The 17,822-nt window shown below is 71.1% G+C and carries 17 protein-coding genes; 10 read left to right on the top strand and 7 right to left on the bottom strand.

The features are described 5' to 3' along the window. Positions 1 to 158: 158 nt before the first annotated feature. Entirely contained in the window at positions 159 to 1,076 is a 918-nt protein-coding gene (locus BL253_RS22570; protein ID WP_076819127.1) for an NADP-dependent oxidoreductase, read from the bottom strand. Between the two features lie 404 nt (positions 1,077 to 1,480). Next, complete coding sequence (locus BL253_RS22565; protein ID WP_076819126.1) at positions 1,481 to 2,461, bottom strand: carbon-nitrogen hydrolase family protein; 981 nt, start codon at positions 2,459 to 2,461, stop codon at positions 1,481 to 1,483. Between the two features lie 455 nt (positions 2,462 to 2,916). On the opposite strand from BL253_RS22565, the gene BL253_RS22560 reads away from it, so the two are divergent. Genes BL253_RS22560 through BL253_RS22555 form a run of 3 tightly spaced genes read left to right on the top strand, consistent with a single transcriptional unit; the run spans position 2,917 to position 4,116 of the window. Next, positions 2,917 to 3,561, top strand: coding sequence for a DUF3592 domain-containing protein (locus BL253_RS22560; RefSeq protein ID WP_241835017.1), 645 nt, complete (start codon positions 2,917 to 2,919; stop codon positions 3,559 to 3,561). A gap of 19 nt (positions 3,562 to 3,580) precedes the next feature. Further along, positions 3,581 to 3,757, top strand: coding sequence for a hypothetical protein (locus BL253_RS45890; protein WP_338013738.1), 177 nt, complete (start codon positions 3,581 to 3,583; stop codon positions 3,755 to 3,757). Beyond that, positions 3,724 to 4,116 (top strand): HhH-GPD-type base excision DNA repair protein, encoded by a 393-nt coding sequence (locus tag BL253_RS22555; protein WP_338013737.1) that lies wholly within the window; start codon positions 3,724 to 3,726, stop codon positions 4,114 to 4,116. The genes BL253_RS45890 and BL253_RS22555 overlap by 34 nt, the downstream gene beginning before the upstream one ends. 161 nt (positions 4,117 to 4,277) lie before the next feature. Here BL253_RS22555 and BL253_RS42980 read toward each other — a convergent pair whose 3' ends face one another. Next, positions 4,278 to 4,430: a hypothetical protein gene (locus tag BL253_RS42980; protein WP_198946360.1), complete on the bottom strand. Its 153-nt coding sequence runs from the start codon at positions 4,428 to 4,430 to the stop codon at positions 4,278 to 4,280. Positions 4,431 to 4,796: 366 nt separating this feature from the next. On the opposite strand from BL253_RS42980, the gene BL253_RS22545 reads away from it, so the two are divergent. Beyond that, positions 4,797 to 5,462, top strand: a complete 666-nt coding sequence (locus BL253_RS22545) for a DUF2599 domain-containing protein (protein WP_081438576.1) — start codon at positions 4,797 to 4,799, stop codon at positions 5,460 to 5,462. 98 nt (positions 5,463 to 5,560) lie between these two features. Beyond that, a complete protein-coding gene (locus BL253_RS22540; protein WP_076819122.1) occupies positions 5,561 to 6,112 on the top strand; it encodes a methylated-DNA--[protein]-cysteine S-methyltransferase in 552 nt (183 codons plus the stop codon). A gap of 115 nt (positions 6,113 to 6,227) precedes the next feature. Here BL253_RS22540 and BL253_RS22535 read toward each other — a convergent pair whose 3' ends face one another. Continuing rightward, positions 6,228 to 7,229: a hypothetical protein gene (locus tag BL253_RS22535; RefSeq protein ID WP_076819121.1), complete on the bottom strand. Its 1,002-nt coding sequence runs from the start codon at positions 7,227 to 7,229 to the stop codon at positions 6,228 to 6,230. Between the two features lie 506 nt (positions 7,230 to 7,735). Here BL253_RS22535 and BL253_RS22530 point away from each other — a divergent pair. Further along, a complete protein-coding gene (locus tag BL253_RS22530) occupies positions 7,736 to 9,247 on the top strand; it encodes an MFS transporter (RefSeq protein ID WP_076819120.1) in 1,512 nt (503 codons plus the stop codon). 148 nt (positions 9,248 to 9,395) lie between these two features. On the opposite strand, the gene BL253_RS22525 is transcribed toward BL253_RS22530, so the two are convergent. From BL253_RS22525 to BL253_RS22515, 3 genes are all read right to left on the bottom strand, one after another. After that, positions 9,396 to 10,190: a type 1 glutamine amidotransferase gene (locus BL253_RS22525; protein WP_076819119.1), complete on the bottom strand. Its 795-nt coding sequence runs from the start codon at positions 10,188 to 10,190 to the stop codon at positions 9,396 to 9,398. Between the two features lie 406 nt (positions 10,191 to 10,596). Then, positions 10,597 to 11,898, bottom strand: coding sequence for a M56 family metallopeptidase (locus BL253_RS22520; protein WP_076819118.1), 1,302 nt, complete (start codon positions 11,896 to 11,898; stop codon positions 10,597 to 10,599). Further along, positions 11,895 to 12,410 (bottom strand): BlaI/MecI/CopY family transcriptional regulator, encoded by a 516-nt coding sequence (locus BL253_RS22515; RefSeq protein WP_076819117.1) that lies wholly within the window; start codon positions 12,408 to 12,410, stop codon positions 11,895 to 11,897. Before BL253_RS22515 ends, BL253_RS22520 begins: the two co-directional genes overlap by 4 nt. 288 nt (positions 12,411 to 12,698) lie before the next feature. Here BL253_RS22515 and BL253_RS22510 point away from each other — a divergent pair, with 288 nt between their 5' ends. The 4 genes from BL253_RS22510 (at position 12,699) to BL253_RS22495 (ending at position 17,492) form a co-directional block, all read left to right on the top strand. Then, positions 12,699 to 13,604 (top strand): CPBP family intramembrane glutamic endopeptidase, encoded by a 906-nt coding sequence (locus tag BL253_RS22510; protein ID WP_420801703.1) that lies wholly within the window; start codon positions 12,699 to 12,701, stop codon positions 13,602 to 13,604. A 218-nt stretch (positions 13,605 to 13,822) separates the two neighbouring features. After that, the gene (locus tag BL253_RS22505; RefSeq protein WP_076819116.1) at positions 13,823 to 15,490 is read left to right on the top strand and encodes a CYTH and CHAD domain-containing protein; all 1,668 of its coding nucleotides are present in this window, start codon (positions 13,823 to 13,825) and stop codon (positions 15,488 to 15,490) included. A gap of 163 nt (positions 15,491 to 15,653) precedes the next feature. Further along, entirely contained in the window at positions 15,654 to 16,877 is a 1,224-nt protein-coding gene (locus BL253_RS22500; RefSeq protein ID WP_081438587.1) for a trans-sulfuration enzyme family protein, read from the top strand. A gap of 411 nt (positions 16,878 to 17,288) precedes the next feature. Then, positions 17,289 to 17,492, top strand: a complete 204-nt coding sequence (locus tag BL253_RS22495; RefSeq protein ID WP_007513152.1) for a cold-shock protein — start codon at positions 17,289 to 17,291, stop codon at positions 17,490 to 17,492. The last annotated feature ends 330 nt before the right edge of the window (positions 17,493 to 17,822 follow it).

Genomic DNA, 17,822 nt, shown 5'->3' with positions numbered 1-17,822 from the left:
ATGGGGACCAGCCTGTTGCCCGGTCCGTGACGCGGCCAGCGCCCTTGGGTAGGTAGTCAATCCTTGGTTACTCCTGGTGGGGGCGAGATCCCAGGTGCCCTACCCAGCACCTCCGAACCGGGCTCGGGCTGCCCGTTCGGATAGACGAGGAACAGAGCTCAGGAGCGCACGCGAATGACGGTCTTGCCCTTGCGCCGCCCGGTCGGGTTGAGCGCGGGGACGGCGTCGTCGAGGGTCGCGACGGTTCCGATGTGCGTGCGCAGGCGCCCGTCCCGCACCCGGTCGACGATCTCCACCAGCTGACTCGGAACGGACTCGACGACGAAGTCGACCGCGAGACCGTCGACAGGGCGAGCCTCGGCGGGCCCGACCACCGACACCAGCGTCCCGCCAGGCCGGATGATGCTCGCCGAGCGCCTCTGGATGTCACCACCGATGACATCGAAGACCACGTCGACCCCGCCGATGCCTTCGAGATCCTCGTCGTCGAGGCTGAGGAACTCGTTCGCGCCGAAGTCGAGCGCCGCCTGGCGGTCCGCCGCCCGCCCGGTACCGATGACGTAGGCGCCGAACTCCCGGGCGAGCTGCGTCACCACAGATCCGACCGCGCCGGCGGCGCCGTGCGCGAGGACGGCCTGCCCCGACTGAAGACGACCGTGCTGGAACAGGCCCTGCCATGCGGTCAGGCCGGAGATCGGCAGGCTCGCACCCACCGTGAAGTCGACGTCCCCCGGCAGCGGCGCGAGGTTGCGTGCCTCCACGGCCGCGTACTCGGCCAGGGTCCCATCGCGGTGCCAGTCCGTGATACCGAAAACCCGCTGACCCAGCGAGAGCCCCGTCGTGCCGTAGCCAAGAGAGGTGACCACTCCGGCGAACTCGTGGCCGATGATCGCCTGGGCTCGATCGTGACCGGAGCGATCGACCCACGTCGAGGGCCACTCCCACTCCGCGGGGACGAATCCCGACGCGTGGACTTCGACGACGACGTCGTTGATCGCCGGCGTCGGCTCAGGCCGCTCCGCCAGCTTGATCCCGGCTGCTTCCGCGGCCTGATCAGTCGCGACGATTGCCTTCATTTCTACCTCCGTACATCTCGTGCTCGCTGGCTCTACGGTAGCGGCAGGCAACGCGACACGAATGCGGGGTTTTAAGCAAAATATGAGATACCGCGTGAGGTAGGAGATCCTTGTCCTTGCGGTTATCGAGTGACAGGCCGAGCGCGTCCTCACGTTTCATCACAGTCAAGGAGTAAACCGGACCTCGTTTCCCGATCCGTGCATCGGCGATAATGAAACGTGGCGGCCGCTGGAGTACGGCCGGACTCGCCGATGTCTCCTGCGACCTGCGACCTAGCCTTTCGTCTGGCTGCCCGGAGTATGCCGCCGGTGTATCAGGGGACACGTCGCAGCGGCGCCGGCCGCCCGAAGCGTCTACCCGGGATGGGCGAAACGCTTCGGGGGCGCCCGTCTAGATCTTGGTGTCAGAACGAGCTTCGTAGTGCTCGAGGGTCATCGTCGACGACCGCGGCGGCGTACCTGCCGGCACGTGCCGTTCGGCGCCAGGGGCGCGCGAGGCCTTCATGCTCGCGGTCGACATCGACGGTGGCGATGGCCGAGGTGGTGTCCGGTCCGCATCGGGTCGCCCAGTGACCGTCAGGCCCAGCGATTCCGGACGGCGCGGCGTCGGCGTCGGCGGCGACGGTGGCATAGCTGATCCAGTAGCTGTTGGTGCTGGCGTGCGCCTGTGTCTGCAGGCCGAAGACGGTGCCATTGTCCATGGTGGAGAGCAGCACGCAGTGAACGTCGGCTCGCTCGTACTCGGCGAACAGCTCCGGATACTGGCTTTCCATGCCGAGCGCGCACCCGAACCGCACCTCGTCGACGTCGAAGGTGATCGGACTGGTGCCGGGTGTGTACAAATAGGTGACCTTGATGTGGGACAACATCCGTTCGTCGTAGCGGGTGACGATACGGCCGTGGTCGTCGATCACGTAAAGGCTGTTGTGTGGACGATGCGGCTCGGTGAGCCGGTGCACGGCTCCGACGACTGTCCACAACCGCGATCCTGCGGCGTGTTTCCTGATCGCCTCAAGCTGGTCGCGCTGGGCCGCCCAGTCGAAGCGGCTCCAGTCAGCGTCCGTCATGATGGTCGGATCGCTGGACAGGATCCGCTTGTTCGGCGAGCAGAGCGCTCCCTCGCAGAAATGAATGAGGCGAGCGCCCTGATCGCGGGCCTCGGTCATCAGACGACGCACGTCGTGGCCCACCCGTTGAAACGCGGCGGCATCACGCGGATCCGTCGGCGCGTCGAGCTGGGCGACCGAGATTCGGAAGGGACTGGTGTTCGGCACGGTGGTTCCTTCGGAGGGCTGCCGGAAGTGCCGAAGTGCGGCCGTGTAGGACTCGCCCGTCCTGCGCGCTCGTGCGCGCACGCGCTGCTTGAACGCCTTGTTCGCCGTCATCGGCTCTCCCGCGTCCCGACGTCGAGCACCCAGCGGCCGTCGACGTTCGAGACGAGCGGACCAATGACGATGATCCGAGGCACAAGCCCCTTTGCCTCTCACCGTGGTCGCGCTGGGACGACCCTCCGAGGTTAGGCGTGGATCACGCCCTTCTCCCAGCTTAGCCCAGGAACCGGCCTCGGCGACTTCACAGTCGCGCTGCAGCTGAGGAGTGGCCGAGCATCTCGCCTTTTCTCGACAGGTGAAGAGCCCTGGCGGAGCTGCTTCGGGTATGAAAAGATGCGATACTCCACCGCATGCCGGAGAGGTCGCTAACCCCTGGGAGGCGGAAGCCTGACCACGTATTCACGCTCAGGGCTGAAATTGTTTGGAAGGCGCTGGCGGTCGGACTGTTACTGCTGGCCAGTGCGGGATACCTCGTCTCTAGAAATGTCTGGTTCGCGAATCATGGGATCGTGGTTACTGCCGAGGTGGTGGACGCCGGTGGTCCGCACGAGCCGATGACGGCCCGTTTCGTCACCCATGCCGGCGTGCCGATCGTTACGAGGATCAGCACTGGGGGCAGCAATTTTCGCGTCGGAGAACATCTGACTGTGGAGTACGACGAAAGTGATCCGACCAGGGCGCGTGAGCGTGACAGTTCGTGGAACTGGGGTCTACCGATTGGGTTGGCCGTGTTTGGATTGGCGATGCCAGCTGTCGCCATCTGGATATTCCTTCGCCGTCGTCGAGAGTATCCGGGATGGGAGCCCCTGCGGAGCTCCGAGATCGTCAGGATCTTCGAGGTCCTTTCGGTGCCGTGGTGGCCTGCTGGCGGGCTGTCCACCGATACGACCGGCGGAGCGCGGAATCACAAGGCGGGCTGTGTCCGGATGCTGCGTCGGGACCAGCAGGAGATCGGTCGGGTGCTTCCGGGCTGGGATCTTCACGGTGTAGGGGACGGCCGCGATCAGGGCCGCTGGCGGGCTGGTCAACGACTGAGCATGACGGTCGACGAGGTGTGGTGTCGGCGTGGCCGAGGTGAACCGTGGCGGGTGAAGGTCTTTCTCGTGGAACAGCCGCTGTCTCCTGGAACGGCTGCTCTACCCTTCCGAGACTGACTGGGATCAGCAGTTCCCCTTGGAGCGGGCGTTCGCCGCGCCGTACATCCTGACGCAGCGGCTTGGCCGGCCGCTCGACGTCGGCGAGCTGGCAGGCTTCGACCCGGACGCGCTCGGCTCGATCTTCGCGACGCCGCCGGCGCTGCACCGGTTCCGGGATCGATGGCCAAGCAGGTCCGGGCGGTATGCCAGGTGATCGTCGACAGGTATGACGGTGACCCGGCTTCGATCTGGAGCACGGCCGCCGACGGCAAGGAACTGAGGCGGGTCAGCGCGTTGCCGGGTTTCGGGGCGCAGAAGGCGAAGATCTTCGTTGCGCTGCTCGGCAAGCAGCCGGGCGTGACGCCGCCAGGGTGGCGTGCGGTCACGGCGCCGTACGGCGAAGAGGGCAGCCGCCGGTCGGTCGCGGACATCACCGGGCCGGATACGTTGCTCAAGGTCCGCGACTTCAAGAAGCAGATGAAAGGCCGCCGCCAAGGCAGAAACCGCCTGATCGCACGTTCCGGTCCACTCATTGGTCTGCCAGCAGCGCGGCCCGTGGCCGGGCCGGGATGACGGAGGCCGGTCGGGATGACGGAGGTTGGCAGGTGGCGGCTCGCCAGCGCCGCGCTGTTGGCCACGAGCAGGATCATGGTGGCGACGGCCTGCGCTCCCGGCCCGCGCCCGACCGCGAAGATCCACGCGAGCCGGTCAGTGCCGGGCGGCTCTTCGCGTTCCTACCGTCGCGTGCGGTTGACCCAGGGTGCGCTGATGGGGAAGGCGAAGTGGGCGGCGAGGAAGGCCAAACCTAGCCAGACGAGGTTGATGTCGTCCGAGTCGACTCCGAAGGCGGCGAGCAGGAAGAAGAGGGCGGCAACAAGAGCAAGCATGATCTATCGCTACCCGCTGATCGTCGAGTAAATCGCCTCAAGGTCGACAAGTCGCGTTCAAGGCTGACGAGTTGGGGCTGACCGCGAGGTACGGAGTTCGATCGGGCGGCGAGCACGACGCCGAACGCATGACCGCCGGCCCATGGTGCCGCGACCACTGGGCGGTCGGTGGTCGGGCGGCGCGGTGGCCCACCGGCCCACCGGCCCACCGACCCACCGGCCCGGCGGCCTGGCGGGTGGTCGGCTTCCGGTCGCGGTCGGCGTGGCTCTTGGCCGGTATCGGACGGGACATGCGGGTCCCGCGGGCGACGCTGCCAGGCCAGGCGGGCGCGTTCGGCCTAGGCTCTAACGGTGATGAGGCGGGCGGTGGGTAGAGCTGTCTCGGCTGGTGCGGTGGCGGCTGGTCTGGTGCTGGTGAGCGCGCTGACAGTGGCCTGTCAGCCTCAGGGCACCGCCCGTTCCGATGCGGCCGCGCGCTCCGCCGACGGGTCGAGTGCCTCCTCCTCTCCCAGTGCCACCGCCAACGCGGGCGCCACCGCTGCCCCGAGCGCGGCGGCTGGCGCGGCTGGCGCGGCCGCCGACGGTCCGCCGTACTGCGGCGCCAGCCGGTACGTCGAGGAGATCACCGTGCAGCGGTGGTCGAACGGCGACTTCCGGGTCTCGTTGCGCCCAACCAGCGACGCGCGGCACGCGAACGACCGTAACGAGGCGACAGCGGTGATGTGGCAGGCGATCCGCCGTTGCCTGACGCCGTCCGCCGGGTTCACCGGGCTCGACGGGCCGGTCGGCGGGAGTCTCCAGGACCAGTTGCGCTGCCACGAATACCTGGCCCTGGTCCCCGCGTCGGGCGGTCAGGGATATGCGACCGGCGAGACGTTCGACGTCGAGAGCTGGCGTCCGGAGGCGGGCCGGTCGCGCTGGTTCTCCACCAAGTGCGGTAACACCCTCGGAACCGACCCGTCCGGCACCTCCCGGACCTTCCGCCCTGACGGCGTCCAACCCCAGCAGACCGTCACCGGCGAGCACGAGTAGCGCGAAGGCCCGGCTCGGCTCCACTCCACTCCCGGTCGGTCCGCCCTGGTGATCCCTGATGGGGACGGAGTGTCGGTGGCCGGGAGCACGATAGGGGCATGTCTGTCAGCCATGGGATGACGCTCTTCGACACCGCGGTGGGTCCGTGCGGCGTCGTCTGGGGCGACGGCGGGATCGTCGGCATCGCGCTGCCGTCCGACCAGGGCGACGCGTCCGCCACCCGGGACGACCTGGTGGCCGCCTATCCGGATGCCGTGGAGGGGCCGGCGCCTGACGGGGTACGGACGGCGATCGACGGGATGGTCGCGTTGCTCGCGGGCGAGTCGGTGGACCTCGGCGAGGTCCGGGTMGACCTGGACGGAGTGCCGGACTTCTACCGCCGCGTCTACGAGGTGACGCGCGCGATCCCGCCCGGCTCGACGCTCACCTACGGCGAGGTCGCCGCGCGGCTGGGGATGCCGGGCGCCGTCCGGGCGGTCGGCCAGGCGCTGGGCCGCAACCCGGTCCCGATCGTCGTGCCCTGCCACCGGGTGGTGGCCGCCGGCGGTGCGCTCGGCGGCTTCTCCGCCCCGGGCGGCGCGGTGACCAAGCGCCGCATGCTCCAGATCGAAGGCGCCCTGCCCGCCCCGCCACCGACCTTGTTCGACTGACCCCTGTTCGCCCAGCGCCGCCTCCGGTGAGCCCGCGGACCTGATCGCGGTTTCGGCCCTCCGGTGGTCGGTCCCCGCCCGCCTCGTCGCGGCTCGCGTCCTGGCTCGGCCGCGTTCAGGGCTTGGTCCGCTGATGCTGGACAGGCCGGCCGGTGACGGCTCGGGCGACGGTGGAGGTGGTCTCGCGGATCGGCCGCCAGACAGTGTCGCGGGCCCACCGTGACGGCCGGAGGACCAGCACCCGTGACACGGCGCGAACCGCCCGGGCCGTGGGCATGACCACCGCCCGCCAGCACCAGGCGATGGGGACGGCGACCAGGACGCGCAGTGCCCTTGCGGTCGCCCGGCCGGCCGGAGCCGCTACCGTCCGCCAGCTCCAGACCAGTGGTACGACCACCACCAGGCGCAGGACCGCCTTGATCGCGCGGGCCGCCCAGGCCAGCGTCGCCACCGTCGCCTTCCAGCCGGGGACGAGCACCGCCAGGACCAGCCAGCGGCCGGGCCGGACGACGAGGTGCCAGGCCGACAGCACCAGCAGCCGGCCGAGTGCGCGCAGGCCCGCGCGGATCGCGCGCCAGGCGCGGACCAGCACCCACGCCAGCGCGCGCAGCACCGGGGCGGCCGTCACCCGGCTGAACCAGCGGATCGCGCGCCCGGCGCTGGCCAGGACCCACGCCGTCGCGCGCGCCGCGGGGACAAGCGCGACCCGCGTGAACCAGCGGGCGGGGCGGACCATGTGGCGGACGACCACGCGGATCGTCCACCACAACGCCTGGAGCGCGTTCACGATCTCGAGGATCAGCCTGCGTAGCGCGAGCCCGACCAGCTGGAGAACCGGCAGGCAGGCCTGCGTCCAGAGCCAGGCAAGCCCTCGTCCGACGGGACGCAGCACCCAGTTCCACAGCCCCGACAGAACGATCCACAGCGCCTTGAACAGAAGACGCAGCGCCATGAACAGGACCCGCAGCCCCGGGTACAGGAGCCATCCCCACGTCACCCGCACCAGCCCGCGCAGTACCAGCGCGATCAGCTCGTAGAGCATCCGCAACGGAAGGAAGACCGCGAACGCGACCGCACGCGCGGGCCAGACGATGAGAAGCCGGATCGGCCAGGCCACCGGTGCGGGTGCCAGCGTGGGTGCCGATGCCAGCGTGGGTGCCGATGCCAGCGTGGGTGCCGATGCCAGCGTTGGCGCCGGCGGCGGTGTCGGCTCGTTTGGTGGGAGCTCACGCGGCCCGGACGGGTTTGCGAGCCCTGACCCGGTCATCAGTCCCCTGACCCCTTTCTCTTGGTAACTACCCACAGGTAACCATCGGCGGCGCGCCACTTGTCCGTTGGTGTCGGCTGTTGGACCGCGGCCCAGGTCCGGCATCGCCGAACGGCACCGATCCTCCGCCCGGTTGCCCGGTTGCCCGGTTGCCCGGTTGCCCGGTTGCCCGGTTGCCGGCCGGCGGCGGTCGGTGGCGACGCGACCGGTCTGGCGATCACAGGCGGCGACGGCGGCGGAAACGTCACAGGCGAGCGGGGCGGCCGACGGGAGAATTAGTTGTAGCCTGCTAAATATTAGACATCCACAACGATTTCGGTGATCTCGGTGTTACCAGCTCAAAGATCGGAGAGCCGATGACGACGGCACCCACGCCGGCGGCGGAGGCTGGTGGAACGGCGGCGGCGGGTGAGCCGCCGAGTCGGGGCAGGCGCTACCTGGTACTGGCGATCTGTTGTTCGAGCCTGTTCATCGTGGGGATGGACACCACGATCCTCAACGTCGGCCTGCCGTCGCTGAAGCAGGATCTGCATGCCCCCGACTCCGGCCTGCAGTGGACGATCGACGCCTATGGGCTCGTGATCGCGAGCCTGCTGCTGTTCTCCGGCTCGATGGGCGACCGTCTCGGTCGCAAGCGGGTGTTCCGGACCGGGCTGGCGCTGTTCTCCGCCGGGTCGCTGTTGTGCAGCCTCGCCCCCGGCCTCGGCTGGCTGATCGCCTTCCGGATGATCCAGGCGGTCGGCGGCTCGATGCTCAACCCCGTGGCGATGGCGATCATCACGAACACCTTCACCGAACGGCGGGAGCGGGCTCGCGCCATCGGCGTGTGGGGCGGCGTGATCGGCCTGTCCATGGCGTTGGGCCCGGTGCTCGGCGGACTGCTGGTCGACGGGGTCGGCTGGCGGGCGATCTTCTGGATCAACGTGCCGATCGGCCTCGCCGCGTTGGTGCTCACCACCAGGTACGTGCCCGAGTCGAAGGCGCCCCGAGCCCGCCGGTTCGACCCGCTGGGCCAGGCGCTCGTCGCCGTCACCCTCGGCACGCTCACTTACGCGATCATCGAGGCGCCGGCCGCCGGCTGGACGTCGGCGCAGACGATCGTCCTGTTCGTCGTCGCGGCCGCCGCGCTCGTCGGACTGATCGTCGGCGAGACGCGCCGCGACGAGGCGCTGCTCGACATGCGGTTCTTCCGCAGCGCGCCGTTCTCCGGCGCCACGGCCATCGCCGTCTGCGCGTTCGCGGCAATGGGTGGCTTCCTGTTCCTCAACACGCTCTACCTGCAGAACGTGCGCGGCTACTCGGCGCTGCACGCGGGCCTGCTGACCCTGCCGATGGCGGGGGTGACCGCGGTGTGCGCGCCGATCTCGGGCCGTCTCGTCGCCAGCCACGGCCCGCGGCCGTCGCTGATCATCGCCGGGACGGCGCTGCCCGCCAGCGGCGTGGTGCTGTCGTTCATGGGCCCGCACACCAGCCTCGCGGTGCTTGTCTGCGCCTATGTGCTGTTCGGGCTGGGTTTTGGCATGGTGAACGCGCCGATCACCAACACGGCCGTGTCCGGAATGCCGATCGCGCAGGCCGGTGTCGCCGCCGCGGTCGCCTCGACCAGCCGGCAGATCGGCATCGCGCTGGGCGTCGCGATCTTCGGCTCCGTCGCCGCCAGCCACGTCGCCGGTCAGGACGGCCATGCCGCGATCGACCCGACCAGCGGCGCGGCCTGGTGGATCATGGTCGGCTGCGGCGTCGCCATCGGCATCCTCGGCCTGCTGACCACCGGCCGTTGGGCCCGCGACACCGCCGCCCGTACCGCCGCGCTGTTCGTCACCCAGCCGCGGCGCGACGAACCGGACGTCGCCCTCGCCACCCGGTAGCCGCCGGCCACGCCGGCTGAGAGCCGGTGCCGCTTCCCGTGAGCGGTGGCCCCATCGGCCTGTGCCAGCAGTTCGAAGATCAGTCAGACGTTTCGCGTCACCACTGGCGCCGTGTCTGACTGATCGCCAGGACTCGCGCAGCCAGTCGTCAGGCGCGGCTGAAGGCGCGGGCGYGAGCCCAGAAGTCGTCGAAGAGGGCGTAGGAGGCGGTACGGGAGGCATCGGACCGGCGCGCGATCTCCTCACGCAGCGCGGCGATGTCGACGCCCATCGCGGCGAGCTCCCGGTCACGTCCGTTGGCCTGCCAGATGGCCGCCCAGGTCTCGAACACCGTCGGGGTGATCTCGGGGTGGAACTGCACCCCCAGATGCGGGCCGAACCGGAACGCCTGCTCGGCGTCCGGCGTCCAGGCGAGCCGCCGCGCGCCCGGTGGCACGGTGAACGCGTCCCAGTGCGACTCCATCCAGGGGCCGGCCGGGACCGCGGTCTGGTCGGCGGTGGTGACCAGCAGCCAGCCCAGTTCGTGTCGCTCGGCCGGGCATACGGTGCCGCCGAGCGCGCGGGCGAGGATCTGCCCACCGAAGCAGATGCCGAGGATCGGGGTGCCGACCCGAATCGCCGCGCGCAGGTAGGTCAGCTCGGCGGGCAGCCACGGGATCGTGTCGTCGTAGCCGGACTTGTCGGAGCCCATGACGACGATGAGGTCGAGCGCCGCGGGGTCGGGAAACGGCTGCTCACCGGAGGTGATAACTCCGAACCGGATGTCGTGCTGCGCCATCCTGTCCGCGATCGTGCCGAGCTCGCCGGCGGCCGCCACACCGCTGACATCATGGACGACGATGATCGCTTGTGGGTCGCCGCCGCCCTTGCTGCCGCCGCTGCCGTCCCCGCGGTCGCCGGCGCCGTGTCCGACCGAGCCCGGGCCGATCGCCGTCGTCGTCATGCTCCTTTGTCCGCCTCCCATCGTGGCAAGGCTTCGCCTTGCGCGCGTGGCCTTCGGCCGTTTCGACCGGCAGACCTCCGGCCGAGCGGCGCTTCGCCGTGCTCACGTCACCCTTGGCCGTGTCCGCCGGCAGGCCATTGGCTGGCATGCACGGGGGATGGGTGTCCAGGGGTGTTCGCGCGGCGGTCGTCAAGGGGCCAGTACCGGCGACGTRCTCGCGGTGCTGCCACCAAGCCGTCACCGTGTCGGATCGTCCCCCCGCCCGGGCTCCACGGCTAGGAAACATGACGGCTCCGACTCCTTAAGACCCAGGTACCAGCCGATGACGTCCCAGTACCACCGCCGCCGATCCCGGCCCGTCGACGTGATCGCCGGTTGGGCCCTCTGGCGGTCGCGGAACTGCGCCTTACAGCGCGAGCAGCAGGATGGGCGTCGCGAGGATGGCGGCCGCCGCGGCGTAGGCGGCGGCCGGCCGCCACCACGGGACGGCGGGCGGTTCCAGCAGCCGGACGATGCGCGCGATCACCGGTGACCGCGACGGCGGGTGGGTGCTCCCGGCGTCCGCGAGCGTCGTGGCGCCGGGGGAGTGCTGGGCAGCCGGTGTGGCGGTCGCCGCGTCGGCCACGGCCGTGCCGGGGCCAGCCTGACGCGCGGCGCCGCGCCGGCCGCGGACTCCGGCGAGACCGCCGGGGGTGAGGTCCCCGGTGATCCCGAGGGTGCCCGCGGGGACGAGGGAACGGGTCACGCCGAGCTGGGCGAGCGCCCTGGCGAGCACCTTCCCGCTCGTGCGGCGGGCGGCGGCGTCGTCGGCGAGCATCTCGACGAGCAGCGAGACCGCCGCCGTCGCCTCCCAGGCCGGACGCAGGAAGGGGAAGGTCTGCTGCCAGGCGACGAACGGCTGGATGACCAGGTCGTGGCGCCCAGCGACGTGCGCGTCCTCGTGCGCGAGCACGGCCTGCAGCTCGCGTGGCGCCAGGGTGGTGAGCAGACCACGGGACACCACCACCCGAGCGTGCCGGACGCCGGGGACGCAGTAGGCGACCGCCACCGGATGGTCGAGGATGCGCAGCCCCACGTGACCGCAGAGCTCGCACTGAGCCTGAGCCTGCTTGTCGGCACCCGGAGGAGCCTGCTTGTCAGCGCTCGCGGCCTGCTTGTCAGTACCCACGCGGCCCGGCTGAGGGCGGGGTGGCTGCGGGCGGACCACGGCGAGCGGAGTCCAGTCGTGGATCCGGCGGGAGCGCCCGGCGCGGGCCTGGGCCGGGGCGCCGAGGTGGCCATGCGACCGGTCCCGGCAGGACGTCTGGGGGTGCTCCCGCGCCGCGAGGTCGACGAGGTGGCGGTGGCGGTGGCGGTGGCGCAGGGTCGCGTAGGTGGACGAGGCGAGTACGCCGAACAGGCGGCCAGCCAGCGCCGCGACGGCCATCAAGCCGACGATGCTGAGCCAGTCGAGCCCGGACAGCGGCCGCCCGGCCGCGATGTTACGTGCGTGGTTGGCGATCGCCCGGGGCGTCGAGCCGGACAGCGGCGCTACGGTGAAGGCGGCGGCCGCGAGCAGCGCGGAGACCCCGCCGGCGAGCCCCACGGCCTGCCACAGCACGATCGCCGCTCTGGGGCAGCCGTGCGTCCAGCGGGCGCCCGCGAGCAGCCGTGGCACCGGCCAGGCCAGCACCACGGCGAACAGCGTGAGAGCGGCCGCCGTCGTCATGTCGACGCAACGTTACCGCCGCCCGCCTTATCGGACGACGATGACAAATCGAGTTCGTCCGCGCGGGTGTCGGTGATGGGGCCGGTGGCCTCGTCACCGAGGGTGGCGATGTCGGAGTATGTGTCGTGGCCCGGGCCGATCGGCGGGAGCAGCTCGGTCTCGGTCGGCAGCGTGAGCGCGCGGCGCAGGATCTCCGCCTCCTCCGCCGACACCGCGCCGACGAAGCGGACCAGCGCGGAGCCACGGTCGTCGGCGTTGCCGAGCGCCTCGAGCATCGCCTCGGCCACGACCGCCTCGCGGGCGTCGGACGCCCGGTACCGGTGCGCGCGGGCGGCGCGCTGGCGCCGCACGAAGCCCTTCTTCTCGAGCCGCTCGAGGACCGTGAGGACGGTCGTGTACGCGAGGTCCCGCTCGTGCTGCAGCCGCGCCGCGACCTCCCGCGCTGTCAGCCAGCCTTCGGAGTCCCACAACACATCCATGACTGAGCGTTCTAGGTCTCCCAGGCGCGCCATGATCTGAATTTTACGCCGTGTAGAAGATGGTGCGCTGGCGAACCGGGAAGCGGCCAGCACGGCCTCGCGGCACCCGGCCGGCCGCGCCCGCGACCGGCGGGCTCAGGGCGAGGCGGCCTCGGGCCTTGCCCTAAGCCCCGCCTCAGGCGGGTGGGCTACGGTCCGGGAATGCGGCCAGGGATACGCCCTCGGGCGAGCGTCGGCACCGGACCGGAGCCAGTCCCCGGCTCACGGGCCCACGCCGCCTCCGACGCCGAGAGCACCGAGAGCGTCGGCACCGCCTCGGGGATGCCCGTGTCCGCCGCTTCCCCCACCAGCGCCACCGTCGCGCCAGACACGCGGCCCGCTCCGGCGGCCGCCACGGTGTCCGCGACCGCCGCGACCGCCGCGGCTCCGGTGGCCGCGGCGACCCCGGTCGCTGGAACCGCTGGCGAGGAGGCCCTCGGCCGGCGCGGGCTGGTAATCGAGATCTGGCTGCTGCTCGGGGTGTCGCTCGGGATGTCGGGGCTGTTCGCCTTCATCCGCTACATCGGGGCGGTGACGAGCGGTCCGGTCCGCGGCCAGGTGGCGCTGCTCAACGGGTCCGCGGCGCCGGGCCGGCCGTGGCTGGACCTCGCGCTCCAGCTCGCCGGGCTGCTCAATGCCATCGTCCCGGCGTTCCTGGCCGTCTACCTGCTGAGCCGCCATGGCGGCGGCGCCCGGGTGATCGGRCTGGACCGGCGCCGCCCGGGGCGCGACCTGGCCTTCGGTGCCGCGCTCGCCGCCGCCGTCGGCGGGATAGGCCTGGGGTTCTACCTTCTCGCCTGGCACAGCGGGGCGAACCTGACCGTCGCGCCCTCCGGGCTGCCCGACGTGTGGTGGCGGATCCCGGTGCTGCTCGGCTCCGCCCTGCAGAACGCGGTGACCGAGGAGGTCATCGTCGCCGGCTACCTGCTGGTCCGGCTCCGTGAGCTCGGCTGGGGTGACCGGCGGGCGCTCGCGGCCAGTGCCCTGCTGCGCGGTTCCTACCACCTCTACCAGGGTCTCGGCGGCTTCTTCGGCAACGTCGCGATGGGTCTGCTGTTCGGTCGGATCTTCCAGCGGCGTGGTCGGGTGGTGCCGCTGGTCGTGGCACACACGCTGATCGATTCGGTGGCGTTCGTCGGATATGTGTTGTTGGCTGGATCCGTCTCCTGGCTGCCAACTCCCGGATAACAATAGGAGAACAAACGGCAAACTGAGGTTGTTGCTCTGTGCGCGGGCCATGGCTGGGCAGCGTTGGCGGTCGCCGGTAGCCGAGCGTAGGCGCGTGCTTGGTTGAGCCTGGCTCCGCTCGTAGGACGACAACCCCAGTACCCCACCGCCCGCCGCCCTCGCGGCCGAGGTGGCGGGGCATAGGGGTGACCCGGGCGGGCACTCCGAAAGGGGACGACGTGGGCGGTCAGCTGGAGATCGAGCSCAAGTTCGCCGTCAAGGCGGACTTCGTGCTGCCCTCACTGGACGAGGCGGGCCGCGGCGTCGGCGTCGCGGCGGTGACGAAGCCGGAGACGTTCACCCAGGAAGCGGTCTACTACGACTCCGAGGACCTRCGGCTCGCCCGGGCCAAGGTGACGTTGCGCCGCCGGACCGGGGGCTCGGACGACGGCTGGCACCTGAAGCTGCCGGCCGGCGGCGGCGCGCGTGAGGAGATCCACCGTCCGTTGTCGGCCAGCGAGCCGGACGAGCGGGGCATCGCGCACTGCGCGCCGCCGGCCGACCTGCTCGACATCGTGTTCCTGCAGCTGCGCGGCGCGCGGGTGAGCCCGGTCGCCCGGCTGGTCACCACCCGCGGCGCGACCCGGCTGCTGGACGCGGCCGGCGAGCCGCTGGCGGAGGTCGTCGACGACCAGGTCCGCGCCCAGACCCTGGGCGATCGGGCCGTCCTGACCCAGTGGCGCGAGATCGAGGTGGAGCTGCTCACCCAGCCCCCCAACGGGGCCGCCCCGGCCGCCGGCACCTCGGCGGCCGGCGCGGCCGGCGCCGACGCGCCTCTCGGGGGCGCCGGCGGGGCGCGGCTGCTCGACGACGTGGAGGCGGCCCTGCGCGCGGCCGGCGCGACGGACGCGCCGCACGGCTCGAAGCTCGCCCATGTGCTCAGCCTGGCCAACACCGCGCCGCCCGAGCCGGCCCCGAGCCCGTCGCCGACGATCCCGGCCGGCCGGCGTCGGCGAGCCAACCTCACCGCCGGCGAGGTGCTGCGCGTCTACCTGTCCGCGCAGGTGGAGGCCCTGCTGGCGGCCGACCCGCGGGTGCGGATGGACGAGCCGGACGCGGTGCACAAGATGCGGGTGGCCACCCGCCGGACGCGCAGCACGCTGCGCACGTTCGCGCCGCTGTTCCCGGTCGACCTGGCCGCTCATCTCGACCGCGAGCTCGGCGACCTCGCACGGGCGCTGTCGGGCGCGCGCGACAGCGAGGTGCAACTGGAGTACTTCGGCGGCCGGCTCGCGGCACTGCCGCCCGACCTGGTCCGCGGACCGGTCGAGGAGAGYCTGACCCGGCATCTCAAGGCCGACATGTCACAGGGCCGGGCCGAGGCGCTCGCGGCGCTGCGCGACGAGCGCTACCTCATCCTGCTGGTCGACCTCGGCGACCTGGTGCGCGCGCCGCTGGCCGGGCGAGCACGGCGCCCGGCGGCGACCGAGCTGCGCGAGCTGGTCCACTCCGCCGACCGCAAGCTCGCTCGCAAGATCGCGAAGGCGGCGGCGACCCCGGCCGGCCATGACCGCGATGTGCTGCTGCACTCCGCGCGCAAGCAGGCCAAGCGGCTGCGTTACGCCGGTGAGGCGCTCGCGCCCGTCTTCGGCCCGGACGCCAGGACGCTCGCCAGGGTCTCCGAGGAGACGCAGGAACTGCTCGGCACCCACCAGGACGCCACGGTGGCCGCCGGGCTGCTGCGGTCCTGGGGGATCGAGGCCCAGGAGGCCGGCGACCCGACGGCGTTCACCTACGGCCTGCTGCTCGGCCTGGAGGAGCTGCGGGCGCGCGTCGCCGAGCGCGACTTCTTCGACGCCTGGCCGTCCCTCTCGCACAGCCGCCACCGCCGCTGGCTGAAGGGATAGCTTCTCAGCCGCCTCCCCTTCCCGTCGCGGGTCCTGTTGGGCTCCGGACGGGCGCCAGCTTCGGGTGGGGGTAGGGGCGGAAGGCGGCGAGTTCGGTCGCCCTGGGCGGGATGACGCCGAAATCGGGTCGCGGCCTGGCGGAGGGGCCGGGCAGGCTGTGGCCATGACCGGCGAACAGCGCAACCCCCGACAGCGGAGCCCCGAACCGGCCGCGGCCAGGAACTGGGCGGACATCACCCGGCTGATCCACCCGGCCTGGCATGACGACCCGATCGGCGAGCCGCTCAATCCGCCGATCTTCCAGACCAGCACCTACCGTCTCCCGGCGGACGAGCGGGCCGCCGAGGTCGCGAGCGCCGTCGGCCCCGCGCGGTTCTACACCCGATACGGCTCTCCCAACGCCAGGGTCTGCGAGGAGATGCTGCGGGAGCTCGACGGCGCCGAGGCCGCCCTCCTCGTCGGCAGCGGGATGGCGGCGGTCAGCGCCGCGCTGCTGTCGAACGTCTCCCAGGGCGACCACGTCGTCGCCCAGACCCAGCACTACACCGGGTCGCTCACCCTCCTGGCGGACGTGCTGCCGCGCTTCGGCGTCGAGGTGACCCTGGTCGAGCAGTCGGACACGGCGGCGCTCGCGGCCGCGGTCACCGACCGGACCAAGGTCGTCTACACCGAGACGCCGAGCAACCCGAGCCTGGTCCTCACCGACCTCGCCGCGGCGGCCGACGCCGCGCACGCGCACGGGGCGTTGATGATCACAGACAACACGTTCGCGTCGCCCTTCAACACCCGGYCGATCGAGTTCGGCGCGGACCTCGTCGTCCAGTCGGCGACGAAGTACCTCGGCGGGCACAGCGACGTCACCGCGGGCGTGGTGACCGGGCGCGCCGACCTGATGGAGGCGGCCTGGGAGACGGCCCGGGTTCTCGGCCCGGTCTGCCATCCCTTCGAGGCCTGGCTGCTGGCCCGCGGCCTGCGTACCTTCCCGTTGCGGCTGGCGCGGCAGAACTCGTCCGCGCGAGACGTAGCGGAGTTCCTCGCCGGCCATCCAGCCGTCGAGGCGGTGCACTACCCGGGGCTGGTCGATCACCCGCAGCACGAGCTCGCCCGCCGGCAGATGGCCGGGTTCGGCGGCATGCTCAGCTTCGTCGTCAGGGGTGGGTTCGACGCGGCCCGGAAGGTGCTGCGCGGGGTCGGCCTGTTCGTCAACGCGGTCAGCCTCGGGGGCGTCGAGAGCCTGATCACGCACCCGGCGACGCTGGTGTTCTCCCACCAGACTCCTGAGGAGATCGCGGCTGCCGGTGTCGACCTTGGTCTTCTGCGGTTGTCCATCGGCCTGGAGGAGCCCGCGGATCTGATCGCCGATCTCACTCAGGCACTGCCCGGCTAGCGCTKGCCCCGCGTGGCGGCCTGACGAAGTGCCACACGGCTGTGGAGATCAATGGCCCGCGTGCTCGCCCTGGACTATAGTAGGTGACTTATATCACTCACCGATCAGTGGCTGGTTTGTGGCAGGGTGCGCCGTTTCGTCATGCCGGCGTGTGGTCTCGGCCGATTGGGACGGATGCGATGTRGGCATCGGAGCGTGCCTGGACGTCGGCTTGTTACCGGCGGATGAAGTGGACTTCCTGGCCCGGAGGGCTCCCGCGCGCGCCCCTCGACGTGTACCGTCGTGCTTGGCTGCAGTTTGGTTGTGTCTCAACCGAGACACTGCGGAACTGAGCCGGTGATGAATGTCCCGGCAATTGGCCCGGGGTCCGCGCGGTGCGGGCCCTGACTGCACCAGCAGGGAGAACGGCACGTGGCTCAGGGCACGGTTAAGTGGTTCAACTCGGAAAAGGGCTTCGGCTTCATCTCGGTGGATGGCGGCGGCTCCGACGTCTTCGTCCACTACAGCGCGATCGACATGGACGGCTACAAATCCCTTGAGGAGGGCCAGCGGGTCGAGTTCCAGGTGACCCAGGGTCAGAAGGGGCCGCAGGCCGACGCAGTCCACGCCATCTGAGCCACGCAGACCTTGACGGGCCACCCTGGTCGTTGTCCTCTGGGCAGCCTCCCCGGTGGCCCGCTCTGCATATTGCTCCACGGGTGACTCCGGACCCCGAAGTCGGGCTTTGCCCGATCTAGGGCTCAGTCCTCGACCACGATCAGCCCGTTTCCCCGGGGAGGCGGGCTGATCGCTTTGCACGGTGGGCTTCGGCGCTTCCGTCCGCCTGGCCGGTGGGCGGAAGGGCCAGTCGGAACTGCCTGCGGGGCAGGGCGCCAGACCGCCAGCGGCGCATGGCGACGATCGCTGCCGAAGAGCGTTCTGGACATGCTCGTCTCAGCGGCCGGC

The sequence above is a fragment of the Pseudofrankia asymbiotica genome (assembly GCF_001983105.1).
Lineage (GTDB): Bacteria > Actinomycetota > Actinomycetes > Frankiales > Frankiaceae > Pseudofrankia > Pseudofrankia asymbiotica.
The sequence above is the reverse complement of the archived record's forward strand: the minus strand, read 5'-3'. Positions and strand labels throughout refer to the sequence as shown.

Bases quoted from the DNA above. Each gene is read 5' to 3' on its own strand.
- BL253_RS22555 (WP_338013737.1), top strand. From the start codon at position 3,724: ATGGCCAAGCAGGTCCGGGCGGTATGCCAGGTGATCGTCGACAGGTAT.
- BL253_RS22565 (WP_076819126.1), bottom strand. From the start codon at position 2,461: ATGACGGCGAACAAGGCGTTCAAGCAGCGCGTGCGCGCACGAGCGCGC.
- BL253_RS42980 (WP_198946360.1), bottom strand. From the start codon at position 4,430: ATGCTTGCTCTTGTTGCCGCCCTCTTCTTCCTGCTCGCCGCCTTCGGA.
- BL253_RS22515 (WP_076819117.1), bottom strand. From the start codon at position 12,410: ATGGCGCGCCTGGGAGACCTAGAACGCTCAGTCATGGATGTGTTGTGG.
- BL253_RS22520 (WP_076819118.1), bottom strand. From the start codon at position 11,898: ATGACGACGGCGGCCGCTCTCACGCTGTTCGCCGTGGTGCTGGCCTGG.
- BL253_RS22530 (WP_076819120.1), top strand. From the start codon at position 7,736: ATGACGACGGCACCCACGCCGGCGGCGGAGGCTGGTGGAACGGCGGCG.
- BL253_RS22570 (WP_076819127.1), bottom strand. From the start codon at position 1,076: ATGAAGGCAATCGTCGCGACTGATCAGGCCGCGGAAGCAGCCGGGATC.